This window comes from Paraburkholderia largidicola (assembly GCF_013426895.1).
Taxonomy (GTDB): domain Bacteria; phylum Pseudomonadota; class Gammaproteobacteria; order Burkholderiales; family Burkholderiaceae; genus Paraburkholderia; species Paraburkholderia largidicola.
In genome coordinates this window covers 1,363,786-1,375,893 of record NZ_AP023175.1, presented here as the reverse complement: position 1 = coordinate 1,375,893, position 12,108 = coordinate 1,363,786, and the positions used below count along the sequence as shown (strand labels likewise).

Annotated in this window: 11 protein-coding genes; 4 read left to right on the top strand and 7 right to left on the bottom strand. The window is 61.4% G+C overall.

The window, feature by feature from the left end:
- Positions 1-23 precede the first annotated feature (23 nt).
- The 5 genes from PPGU16_RS22775 to PPGU16_RS22760 all read right to left on the bottom strand — a co-directional run bounded on the left by PPGU16_RS22775 (position 24) and on the right by PPGU16_RS22760 (position 4,170).
- Positions 24-1,058: a fatty acid desaturase gene (locus PPGU16_RS22775; protein WP_180722681.1), complete on the bottom strand. Its 1,035-nt coding sequence runs from the start codon at positions 1,056-1,058 to the stop codon at positions 24-26.
- A gap of 167 nt (positions 1,059-1,225) precedes the next feature.
- Complete coding sequence (locus tag PPGU16_RS43100) at positions 1,226-1,360, bottom strand: hypothetical protein (protein ID WP_007731897.1); 135 nt, start codon at positions 1,358-1,360, stop codon at positions 1,226-1,228.
- Between the two features lie 180 nt (positions 1,361-1,540).
- Positions 1,541-2,677 (bottom strand): porin, encoded by a 1,137-nt coding sequence (locus PPGU16_RS22770; protein WP_180722680.1) that lies wholly within the window; start codon positions 2,675-2,677, stop codon positions 1,541-1,543.
- A gap of 312 nt (positions 2,678-2,989) precedes the next feature.
- Positions 2,990-3,400: a DoxX family protein gene (locus PPGU16_RS22765; protein WP_180722679.1), complete on the bottom strand. Its 411-nt coding sequence runs from the start codon at positions 3,398-3,400 to the stop codon at positions 2,990-2,992.
- Between the two features lie 44 nt (positions 3,401-3,444).
- The gene (locus tag PPGU16_RS22760; RefSeq protein WP_180722678.1) at positions 3,445-4,170 is read right to left on the bottom strand and encodes a pirin family protein; all 726 of its coding nucleotides are present in this window, start codon (positions 4,168-4,170) and stop codon (positions 3,445-3,447) included.
- A 167-nt stretch (positions 4,171-4,337) separates the two neighbouring features.
- Here PPGU16_RS22760 and PPGU16_RS22755 point away from each other — a divergent pair, with 167 nt between their 5' ends.
- From PPGU16_RS22755 to PPGU16_RS22740, 4 genes are all read left to right on the top strand, one after another.
- A complete protein-coding gene (locus tag PPGU16_RS22755; RefSeq protein ID WP_180722677.1) occupies positions 4,338-5,228 on the top strand; it encodes a LysR family transcriptional regulator in 891 nt (296 codons plus the stop codon).
- A gap of 192 nt (positions 5,229-5,420) precedes the next feature.
- Positions 5,421-5,621, top strand: coding sequence for a DUF3311 domain-containing protein (locus tag PPGU16_RS22750; protein ID WP_180722676.1), 201 nt, complete (start codon positions 5,421-5,423; stop codon positions 5,619-5,621).
- Positions 5,618-7,093 carry a monocarboxylate uptake permease MctP gene (mctP, locus tag PPGU16_RS22745; protein WP_180722675.1) on the top strand — a complete coding sequence of 492 codons (1,476 nt, stop codon included), beginning with the start codon at positions 5,618-5,620 and terminating at the stop codon, positions 7,091-7,093. The genes PPGU16_RS22750 and mctP overlap by 4 nt, the downstream gene beginning before the upstream one ends.
- Positions 7,094-7,341: 248 nt before the next feature.
- Positions 7,342-9,747, top strand: a complete 2,406-nt coding sequence (locus PPGU16_RS22740) for a penicillin-binding protein 1A (RefSeq protein ID WP_243460603.1) — start codon at positions 7,342-7,344, stop codon at positions 9,745-9,747.
- Between the two features lie 15 nt (positions 9,748-9,762).
- On the opposite strand, the gene PPGU16_RS22735 is transcribed toward PPGU16_RS22740, so the two are convergent.
- Both PPGU16_RS22735 and PPGU16_RS22730 read right to left on the bottom strand, forming a co-directional pair.
- Positions 9,763-10,572, bottom strand: coding sequence for a hypothetical protein (locus PPGU16_RS22735; RefSeq protein WP_180722673.1), 810 nt, complete (start codon positions 10,570-10,572; stop codon positions 9,763-9,765).
- A gap of 20 nt (positions 10,573-10,592) precedes the next feature.
- Positions 10,593-12,056 carry a metallophosphoesterase family protein gene (locus PPGU16_RS22730; protein ID WP_180722672.1) on the bottom strand — a complete coding sequence of 488 codons (1,464 nt, stop codon included), beginning with the start codon at positions 12,054-12,056 and terminating at the stop codon, positions 10,593-10,595.
- Positions 12,057-12,108 lie beyond the last annotated feature (52 nt).

The following is a 12,108-nucleotide window of genomic DNA, read 5'->3' as shown; positions in this document are numbered from 1 at the left end:
TCTTTGTGCGTGGGTCGCGCCCATTACGCAGCGGGAATGGCCCGCTCGATCACGTGCGCCGGGTCGGTGCGCTGCTTCCACAATGCGGGCAGCATCTCGCGATACGCGGCATACACGCTCGGGTACGCGGGCGGTAACTGGTCCTTGATCGCTTCGTGAAGACGCGGCAGCGCATGGAACGGCACCATCGGCAGCAGATGATGTTCGAGGTGATAGTTCATGTTCAGATACAGAAAGCGGAACACGAAGTTGGTGTACACGGTGCGCGTGTTCAGCCGATGGTCCTTCACGTTGACGGCGAGCCCCGCATGCTGCGTGAGACCGAGCAGTTGATGCAGCCAGCCGCCGTAGAAGCGCGGCGTCCATACGAACATCAGCGGCAGGAAGCTGTGCAGCGCGATGGCGAGTGCAATCGTACCGATCACGACGGCCAGATAGATGCGGCATGACCAGATCATTTTCGGTTTTTCACTTGCGGGCAGAAACGCGTCGGTGGTGGCATCGACGCGGCCGAACGCATGACGCACGATCTTGCCGATTTCGAGCGTGCAGCCGACCAGCCCCACGAAATCCACGACGATGGGCAGCACTTTGGTCGGGCGCGTGACCTGAATCTCCGGGTCGCGCGTCTGAAAGTACGTGTGGGTGTGATGACGCGCATGGCTCCAGCGCCACCAGTAGCCTTCACGGATCGTCATGAACGACGACAGGTGATAGAACGCGTCGTTGATCCAGCGCGTCTTGAACGGCGTGCCGTGCGACAGTTCATGCCAGCGCGCGTCGCTGGACGAATAGATCGTGCCGTAGACGAAGAATGCCGGCACGGCCCACCATGTGCCCCATGTGAAGGCGGCGACCGCACCTGAAGCGACGAGTAACGCGAACCACGGAATGAAATTGCGCAGGCCCGCCGCATCGTCGCGCTTCATCAATTCCTTGAGCACGGCGCGCGGAATGCGCGGCTGATACCACTGCTCGGCGATGCGTGCGTCGAAGGAGGGATCGGTGAGACCGGGCGCGGCAGTGCTGCCGCCGTCGACGGCAGAGCTCGAGGACATGAGTCGTCTCCTTCTTTGTGATTGCGGGAATCCCATCAGCGCGACGCTTCAGGTACACATTCCATTTGCACAAAGATAGTTGAAGGAGAGCGAAGCCTCACGCCGAAAAATGATGGTTTTCCATCAAGTAGCGGCAAGCGCGCGACGGCGCGCGGTGGAGCGGGGATTTAGGGGCGCAGCAGATCGTATCCGCCGAACACAACGACTCCGCTCAAGGCGATGAGCGCAACCGAGTGCTGGCCAAAATAAAGGAGCGCGGCGGCGGACCACGTCGTCAGACAAAAGGCGGCAATGCGTTTCATACGGGTACTGCTCTACAAAAAGATCACTGCAATTTTACGGGTTTTCCCTATATATCACAGTTGCGCCGGAGGCATCTTCTACGTCGCCCGAAATGAAAAACGGGCGACATGGTCGTTGATGCCATGCCGCCCGCTATCGCAATCACGCGCGCCTTGCAGCGCGCATATCGTCACGCCAAATCAGAAAATGGTGCGCAGACCGAGCGATACGCCCGTCTGGTTCGACGTGCCCGGCAGTTCGACCGTCGCCGCGCCCGTGACCTTGTTGAAGTCGACGGTGCCGTATACCTCGGTGCGCTTGGACAGCGAGTATTCGGCTACGGCCACGCCCGTGTAGCGATTGCCGCTACCCACTGCGCCGCCGCCGATCGCCGCGTTCTTCATGTGGTCGTAGTAGAACGCGCCCGTCAGCAGCAGCGCGGGTGTCGCTTGCCACGTCACGCCCGCGAACGGGCCGTCGTCCTTGCGGCCCGAGCCCTTCAGGATATCGACGCCGAGCGTCAGATCGCGCTGCGACAGCGTGCTGTCGACAAAGCCCGTGTCGTCCTTCGAATGGATATAGCCGACGTAGATCTTCGTCGTGCTGAAGGCGTAGACGGCATTCGCGTTGTAGATGGTCTGCTTGTGATTCGAGTTGTCGCTGTTCTGCTGCACGCCTGCGCCGACGCTCAGCGAACCAAACGCATACGAAGCCGTGAAGCCGTACATGTTGCCCGCGCCGAGGTGGCCCGGAACCTGGCCGGAGAAGCCGTCCGCGCCCGTCGACGTCGAGTTCGTGCCGAACGAGTACATCGCCTTGACGTTCAGGCCGCCGAACTTGCCGTCGTACTTCACTGCGTTATCCGCATAGAGGCCTGCGCCGAGCGCGACAGGCAGCCATGCGTTTTCGAAGTAATTGCCAACGGTCAGAGGATCGTACGTATCGCCGAGCAGATCGAACAGCGGCGTCTTCTGACGGCCGAGCGTCAGCGTGCCGTAGTTGCTCGACAGGCCGACATAGGCCGCGCGGTTGAACAGGCGCTTGCTATCCGATTGCGCGCCGCTTTGCAGATCGATGCCGCTTTCCAGCTGGAAGATCGCCTTCAGTCCATTGCCGAGATCTTCCGAGCCTTTAATACCGAAACGGCTGTTCGTGATCGCGCCGTTGGTCATGAACAGACGGCCGTCGTTGTTTGCATTCGAGTGCGTGAGATAGCGAATGCCGACGTCCGCGACGCCATATAGCGTCACCGAGCTTTGCGCGAATGCGCTTTGGCAAGCGAGTGCGATGGCCGTTGCGCCCAGCGCGGTAACTGTGCGTTTGATTTGCCTGGTCATGGGTGTTGTCTTTTCATGTGTTGAGAACCCTGCACGAGCTTGTTGTTGTTGTGCGCTACGGGTGGCGGAGATGCGGTCGCGTCTGCGTTGCAATCGAAGCGCAATGCATACCGTCCATTCAAGTCTTATAGGTCCGCGCGCACGTGATCCCGTGCAGCCCGGCGGACTTTTATCACATCAGTTTCGGCTACGCCGCGAACATGACAAGAGTGTTGCATTCATGCCTAAAGTGCCTGGCATCGCATTGCAAACAACAAAAAAGGGCGGCCCGAAGGCCGCCCGCTTGACAACGCGTAGTGCCGCTTGATTCGCTTATGCGCGATCGATCGAGTACTTGCCCGGACCCGTCACGAACAACAGCAGCAAGCCGCCAATGATGCTGATGTTCTTGTAGAAGTTGATCATGTTGATGTACTGCTCCATGCCCGTTTGCGTCCAGAAGTGGTGGCCGATGAACGCGGTGCCGAGCGTATAGAGCGCGAGCACCAGTGCGAGCACACGCGTCTTGAAACCCACGGCGATGACGATGCCAACAGCCAGTTCCATCACGATCGCGATCACGGCGGCCAATGCCGGGACGGGTGCGCCCGTCGACGCCATGTATTGCTCGGTGCCCGAGAAGCCGGTGAGCTTGCTCCAGCCAAACAGTACGAAAAGGACGACCAATAGCACGCGTGCGACGAGCAGCAGTGCATCCTTGCGTTGTTCGATAAAGATGTTCATGTTCAATCCTTTTTCAATGTGGTCGGGTCGTTGGCGTTCGCTGCTCAGGACCACAATTCCGATACTTCGTTATTGCGCAGGTCGAATACGAGTACTTCCGCATCGTGGCCTTCCGTGAATTCGAGGCGACGCTCATTGCGAATGCGCGCACCGTCGCCTTCGTTCAACTCGACGCCGTTCAGCTTCACGCTGCCGCGCGCCACATGCACATACGCATAGCGGTCGGCGGCGATATCGATGCCAGCCGCTTCGTTGCCGTCGAAAAGACCTGCATACACACGCGCGTCCTGGCGCAATTCGAGCGAGCCATCCGTGCCTTCAGGCGACAACACGAGACGCAACTTGCCGCGCTTGTCTTGCGCCGAAAAATTCCGCTGCAGGTAACGCGGCGTCGCGCCCTTGACCGACGGTGCAATCCAGATCTGCAGGAAGTGGACGGAGTCGCTGGCCGAGTGATTGAACTCGCTGTGCGCCACACCCGTGCCCGCGCTCATCAGTTGCACGTCGCCGGGAACGATCACGGAACCCGTGCCCATCGAATCCTTGTGCTCGAGCGCGCCTTCCAGCACGTACGAGAAGATTTCCATGTCGCGGTGCGGATGCTTGCCGAAGCCACGGCCCGGCGCCACGCGGTCGTCGTTGATCACGAGCAGGTCGGAGAAGCCGATCTGCTTCGGATCGTAGTAGTTCGCGAAAGAAAACGTATGACGCGAGCTAAGCCAGCCGTGTTCGGCGCGTCCGCGTTCGTTGGCGTGTCTGATGTCGATCATTTCTCTTCTCCGTTATCGAATTGCCTTTGCTTCTCGTGACATCGGCGGCGCCGTTGTCTGAAGCAGTGATTGAAGTGTAGGTCAATCAGAGTGGCTATAATCGACGTCAAAAGAGAATCACTGTCACGGTGAAGTGGACAATTAACGCGTAACGCAGAGGCAAAGCCATGCAGTTGGACGATCTGAAGATCTTCGTCGCCACCGTCGACGCGCGCAATTTCACGGCCGCCGCGGTCCGCCTGCAACTGTCGAAACAGTTCGTCAGCCGGCGCGTGATGGCGCTGGAGGCGAGCCTTGGCGTGCGGTTGCTGGTGCGCAATACGCGCAAGCTCGCGGTGACGGACCTCGGCTACGAGTTCTATCAGCGCGCGACGCGCATCCTCGGCGATGTCGAGGATGCCGAGCAGGCGATGTCGTCGGGGCGCTCGGACCCGCGCGGACTGCTGCGCGTCAGCGCGCCGATGTCGTTCGGGATGATCCATCTGTCGCCGCTCGTCGCCGCGTTTCTGCGTGCGCATGCCGACGTGCGCATCGATCTGGAACTGAGCGATCGCGTCGTCGATGTGGTCGGCGAAGGTTTCGACATGGCGCTGCGCATCGGCACGCTCGCGGATTCGACGCTGATCGCGCAGAAGCTCGCCGAAATGCGTATGGTCGCGTGTTGCAGCCCTGCGTATCGCAAGGCGCGACGGCCGCCTGCGACGCCCGACGATCTCGCGCGCCACGCGTGCCTGCTATATGGGCAGGAAGCGCGCAGCGGCTGGGAGTACATCGTGGATGGCGCGAGCCGGACCATCGAAGTGCACGGCCCGCTTCGCGTCAACAACGGCGAAGTGATCCGCGATGCCGCGATTGCGGGGCTCGGCATTGCGCGTCTGCCGGAATTCATCGTGGCCGACGCTCTGGCAAGCGGCAAGCTCGTCGAAGTGCTCGGCGACTACGTCTCGCCGCCGTTGACGCTGTACGCCGTGTACCCGCAGCACCGTCAGGCCTCCGTGACGATACGCGCGTTCACACAGTTTCTTCGCGACCGCTTCGGCAAGGCCATGCGCAAATAACACCGTGTTTTAAAGCTAATTGAAAGCTTGGCGCGCATTGAATAAACGCTTGTTACGCTGCAAGCAACAATAAAGCTTTTCGCAGATAATGCGCGTACTTTCGCGGGCGCCCGCGTGAATATGCACGCTCTCGCATGTATTCGGGCGCATCAGCAAAGCGGATTCAATCAGATAGACCAAAGAGGGACACACGTGGAACCTACCGAACCGGCCGGCCGTTCTTGGCTCTGGCTCATCTTGCTAATCCCCTATATCGCGCTGCTGTGGCTGCCTTTCTATAACGACACGCGCCCGTCATTCGCTGGCTTTCCTTTCTTTTACTGGTATCAGTTCCTGTGGGTTCCGCTCACGTCGCTGCTGATCTACGTCGTGTACCGGGGCATTAAACAATGAGCGATCTGAACCCTGTGAACCCGGTCGCGATGACCGTCTTCGTCGCATTCTTTCTACTCGTCACGGTGCTGGGTTTCGTCGCCGCGCGCTGGAAAGCAGGCGATCTCACGCAATTGCACGAGTGGGGCCTTGGCGGCCGGCAATTCGGCACGATCATTTCGTGGTTTCTGGTAGGCGGCGATTTCTATACGGCCTATACGGTGATCGCGGTGCCCGCACTGGTCTATTCGGTCGGCGCGTATGGCTTCTTCGCGTTGCCTTATACGATCATCGTCTATCCGTTCGTGTTCGCGGTGATGCCGAAGCTGTGGAAGATCGCGCACGCGAAGAACCACATCACGGCAGCCGACTACGTGCAAGGCGAGTACGGCGGCAAGTGGTTCCCGGCGGCCGTCGCGCTGACGGGTATCGTCGCGACGATGCCGTATATCGCGCTGCAACTGGTCGGCATGCAGGTCGTCATCAAGGGGCTTGGTATTTCCGGCGAAGCACCGCTCGTGATCGCGTTCATCATCCTCGCGCTCTACACGTATACGAGCGGCCTGCGCGCGCCGGCGATGATCGCATTCGTCAAGGACATCATGATCTATATCGTCGTGATCGCGGCGGTGTGGCTGATTCCGTCGAAGCTCGGCGGCTATGGTCATGTGTTCGATGCAGCGGACACCTACTTCAAGGCGAAAGGCGGCGCGACGGGCATCATCCTCAAGCCGACGCAGTTCACCGCGTATGCATCGCTTGCGCTCGGCTCGGCGCTCGCGGCCTTCATGTATCCGCACACGATGACGGCCGTGCTGTCGTCTTCGTCGATGCAGACGGTCCGCAAGAACGCGATCTTCCTGCCGGCGTACACGTTGCTGCTCGGCCTGATCGCGTTGCTCGGCTATATGGCGATTGCCGCGGGCATTCACGTGAAGTCGCCGTCCGACGTCGTGCCGACGCTGTTCGGCACGCTGTTCCCGTCGTGGTTCGTCGGCTTCGCTGCTGCCGCCATCGCGATCAGCGCGCTGGTGCCGGCCGCCATCATGTCGATCGGCGCGGCGAACCTGTTCACGCGCAATCTGTGGCGTCCGCTGGTGTCGCCGAACATGGCACCCGCTCAGGAAGCCTCGACGGCGAAGATCGTGTCGCTGGTCGTGAAATTCGGCGCGCTGCTGTTCATCGTGTTCCTGCCTACGCAGTACGCGATCGACCTGCAACTGCTCGGCGGCGTGTGGATTCTGCAGATTTTCCCGGCCATCGTGTTCTCGCTGTACACGCGCCGCCTGAACACGCCGGGCCTGTTCTTCGGCTGGCTGGTCGGCATCGTGCTCGGCACGGGGCTCGCGATTTCGCAGGGCCTCAAGCCGGTGTTCGCGCTGCATGTCGGCGATTCGACCTGGCCGCTGTATATCGGCCTGATCGCGCTGGTCGTGAACGTGGTCGTGACATTCGTCGTGTCGATGGTCACGCCGAAGCGCGCTCACGCCTGATCGCGCAGTAGCCTTGTGAGTCGGCCGAATCGGCCCGCGCAAGCGGCGCAGATTCGGCCGAACTCTTTTCCGGCGTCGCCCCGCGGCTTCCGTTCGCGCTGCCGATTCTTGCAAAACGCCAGTACGCCCACGCTGTTTTGGTAGGATGCAGCCTTTTCTGCCGATGGTGCGTTAGCGTGAGACAGTCGATACTGTCCTTCCTCAGGGAAATCTCCGTCCGGGCCTGGGCCCGTGCAAAGCCGCTCCTCATGCGCGCGGTGCAACGTTTGCGCCGTCCGACATGGCGCGGCGTGGCGTTGTCGGTCGCCTCCATTCCCGCGCTCGTTCTGCTCTATGTGCTGATCCTGGTGCCGTTCACGCCGGGCATCGGCGACATACGCAAGGCGAAGATCGAGCAGCCCGCGCAGATCTATTCGGCGGACGGCAAGCTGCTCGCCGAATTCAAGCCGACCAACCGCGTGTGGATGAAGCTCTCCGACATCTCGCCGCATGTCGTCGATGCATTGATCTCCACGGAAGACCACCGTTTCTACGAGCACCACGGCATCGACTTTCGACGCACGGCGGGCGCGGCGCTGCATACGTTTTCGGGTGATCGTCAGGGCGGATCGACGATCACGCAGCAGCTCGCGCGCAATCTCTATCCCGACGACATCGGTCGCGCGCCGACGCTCACGCGCAAGATCAAGGAAGCGCTGACGGCCTTCAAGATCGAAGCCGTCTATACGAAGAGTGAGATTCTCGAAACGTACCTGAACACGGTGCCGTTTCTCTACAACGCGTACGGCATCGAAATGGCGGCGCGCACTTACTTCGACAAGTCCGCCGGCAATCTGACCGTGCTCGAAAGCGCGACGCTGATCGGCATGCTGAAGGGCAACAGCTATTACAACCCGGTGATCAATCCCGAACGCGCGCTGGACCGGCGCAATATCGTGCTCGGGCAGATGGTGAAATACGGGCGTTTGTCGCAGGCGCAATTCAATTCGCTCAAGGCAAAGCCGTTACGCGTCGACTTCGAGCGTCAGACGGAGCCGCCCGGTCCCGCGCCGCATTTCGCGCAGCAATTGAAGAAGTGGCTGATCGCGTGGGCCGACGCGAACGACTACAACATCTATTCCGATGGACTCGTCGTGCGCACGACCATCGACGCGCGCCTGCAAACCATGGCGACGCAGGCGTTGACGTTTCAGGGCAACCAGTTGCAGTCGATTGCGAATGCAGCGTGGAATGCGCGTAGCGCGTGCACCGGTCACAAGGATGTGTTCGATGCGTTTATTCGCGAGACGCCCGAATACCATAGTGCAAAAGATTCGGGCATGAGCGACGAAGATACGCTCAAGCATCTGTCGGCGGATCGCGGTTTCATGAAAGCGTTGTGCGACAGCAAGACGCGCGTGCAGGCCGCATTTGTCGCGATGGACCCACGCAATGGCGAAATCAAGGCGTGGGTCGGCAGCCGCGACTTTACGCAGGACCCGTTCGATCACGTGTCGCAGGCGCGGCGTCAACCGGGTTCGACGTTCAAGCCGTTCGTCTACGGCGCGGCGTTCGAGCAAGGCGCAAAGCCCGACGATACCTTCCCCGATCAGGCCGTCGAAATCCCGCTGGCAGGCGGCGAAGTCTGGCGCCCGAGCGACGAAGACGCGCCGAGCGGTCGCCCGATCACGCTGCGCGATGGCCTCGCGTATTCGCGCAACCGCATCACCGCGCAACTGATGGAATCGGTCGGTCCCGCCAAGGTGGCGCGGCTCGCGCGCGCGATGGGCGTGCGCGACAGCCAGCTCGACGCGGTGCCTTCTCTGGCGCTGGGCACGAGCCCCGTGACGCTGAAAGAGATGGTGTCGTCGTACGGCACGATTGCGAATGAAGGCGCGTATGTCGCGCCGATGCTCGTCACGCGGATCGAAGACCGCAAGGGCGAAGTGCTCGCCGGGTTCCAGCCGTCGCGCGCCGATCGCGTGATGCCCATTGCGAGCGCGCAGACCCTGCTCGACGTGATGCGCTCGGTCGTCAACAAGGGAACGGGTTCGGCGATTCGCACGCGGTTTGGCATACGCGCCGATGTCGCGGGCAAGACGGGCACGACGCAGGACAACGCGGACGGCTGGTTCATCCTGATGCATCCGCAACTCGTCGCGGGCGCGTGGATCGGCTTCAACGACAGCCGCGTGACGTTGCGCAGCGACTACTGGGGGCAGGGCGCGCATAGCGCGTTGCCGATCGTCGGCGATTTCTTCCAGCGTTCGCTGCGCTCGCGCCTTGTCGATCCGCGCGCGAAGTTCGCGGAAGAGCCGCCGCCCGGCATGTTCGACACGTTGCGCATGAAGCTGCGCGCATGGATGCAGTACCTGTTTTCGTCTCCGGCGAAAACCGAAACGCCCGCGCCGCGGCCGAAGCCGCGTCCGGCGCCCGCGACGCCTGCCGCGCCCGTGGTGCAGAATGCGTCGCCCGTTGTCGAGGCTTCCGCGCCGACGGATATCGAGCCGCCGCAAATCATCTCGCCCGCCGCATCGCAGCCGCCAATTTTGCCTTCGCCGGGCGAGGCGAGCGCAGCGGCTGCGGCGAGCGCGACCGCTTTCTTTAGCAACGAAGCGCAGGCGCCCACGTTCGCGTCGACGCCTGCTGCAAGCGCGCCCGCGTCACAGCCCTGAACTGATAACTGATGCTCACTTCTTCGCTTTGCGTTTGGGCGCTGGAGAAGGAGCAGGCGCAGCGGACGGCTCGACGATCGGATAGGTATGCGGCGTGTAAAAGCGCCCAATCGGCTCGCGCCCGTTGAACTTCTCGAAGTACTCATGCCAGTAATTCGCTGCAGCCCAGATTGCTTCTGGACATGATGCTCGCGATTCGAGCCCCGGCGTCAGGTCGAAATTCGCAGCGGCGCACACGGTTTCGATCATGCAGGTAGACGGCAAGCCGTAGTTGTCGTGCAGCGGATTCGGCGTACGTGCCGCGCCCCATGCAAAGGCGAGCCAGCGCAAGACATGTTCGAGCGCATCGAGCGTCGCGCGCGACTGCTCGAAACTCGCCACCTTGTCGACCACCTTGTCCTGCGCCACGGGCAATGCGATCACGGCGATATTCGGAAAGCGCGACGTGTCGTCGAAATCCGTCAATGGGCGGGCGACCACGCCGTTCACGCGCGCCGCAAACGCGGGCCCTTCCGGCTGATGCAAAGGCACATGCAATGCTTCGGCATTCTTGAGCGTCGCGCCGCCGAGCCGCACGAGTATCGACTCGGACCAGAACGACGGCAACATGTCATTGCGCAGATGCGATTGCGCGACCCGCACGCGAAACGCCAGCGTATCGCTGCCGCCTAGCAGCACGACATAGGTCCATTCATCCGGCCCGCCCGCTTTCATATCGAGTACCGCGCGCTCGCCCCATGCGGTATTGCTCTCGCCGTCCTTGCGCTCGAATGGCGTGAACTGCGGATTCGATTGTGTCGTCGTCGATCGTACGATCTTCAGCATGAGCTTGCCTCGTCTTTTAATTAACGCGCGCGCAGTTCGAAGCGCGCCGTGGATTCCGATTGTGAAAGCGCTTTATCGCTGGAAATGCCGTAATACATGACCTGCATGTCGACCCCACTGCCGACGCGCGTGAACGACAGGATCGCAACCTGATCGCCGCGTCGCCCGAATTCCTGCTTGAGTGCGAAGCGGTGATTCACGCCGAAGCGGTCGGGCACATCCTCGGGATCGGAATGACGCGGCCACGCAGTGCCGCCGCCGAAAATCCCTTTGACCGAATTGGCCGCTTCTTTTGCGGTGTCGAGCAACGGCGTGCGGATCAGCCGCGACGGCGAGGCGATCACTTCGTAGAGCGCCGTGCTCGTCTGCAGATCGTGACCCGATGCGACGCGTCCCCAATGCACGTCGCCCGTCATATAGACGATCGGGACGCCGTTGTCCGCCAGCCGCCCGAGGGTCGCTTGCAGAACGTCGAATTGCGCGTAGTTCGGCATTTCGGCGTCGAAGGTCTTCTTGCGCCAGTTGCTCTCGGGCGGATCGATGAAGAGCGCCTGCCCGGAAGCGAGCAGTCCGACAGCGGGTTGCCCTGCGGCGTGTGCATCGATGAGATCTTTTTCCCATGCCTGCATCGCCGCAACGGCTTTGGGGCCCATCAATGACTTGAAGGTACTGTCGCGGTCGCAGCGCATATCGACGAACAGCATCTTCAACGGCTCGACGTCCAGCCGGATCGCACCGCCCGCGCCGCCCGGCGCACCGCCGATCTGGTAGTCCTCGTAAAGCGCGCGCGCCGTATCGCCGAGCAGTTGGCGCGATCCGTCCGTCCACGTATCGGGCAACTGCTTTTGTGCAAAGGGATAGTTGTTCCAGAACTCGTGATCGTCGGGAATGCACACGACGGGCGCGCGCTCCAGCACCGATTGCAACCCCGGCACGCGCAACGCGCCGGAGAGCCAGTTGAGGTAGTACTTGTTGGCGAGCAGCCGCGCGCGGTCGGGGTTCTGATCGGGCACGCGCTGCGTGAGCGGCAGGTCGAGGTACACCTGGTCGCCCGCGAGCACGGTCAGATGCGGTTGCACCTTGATCTGCGAGACGATCGTGCCGAGCAATCCGTCGATGTCTTCCGGCTGCGAATAGCACGACGACAGCAGGATATTGAAGCTGCCGTCCATCAGCGTCGGCACTTCTTTCGGCAATGAAGTACTGGCGAATTCGAACTGTTCGCCACCTGCGTTGATGACGATCTGACGCGGCCGCGATTCGTCTGGCACGTCGAAGCGCAGCACGCATTGATGATTGATGGACTGGCCGTTGTCGTCGACGCTGAAATCGCGAATCGGGAAAAACGCGGGCGGATCGAGCGGCACGGCCGCTTGCCGGTCGATGGAAACCTGCGGCACGGGCGGCGCAGCAACGCCGAACATGCCGATCCATAGCTGCAACAGGCCCGGTTTGCTGGCCTGCACATAAGCCGTCAATAGCATCGGTGCACCTTGTCTTTTTCGTCTTATGAAAGCTATTTGTCTGGTTCGAATA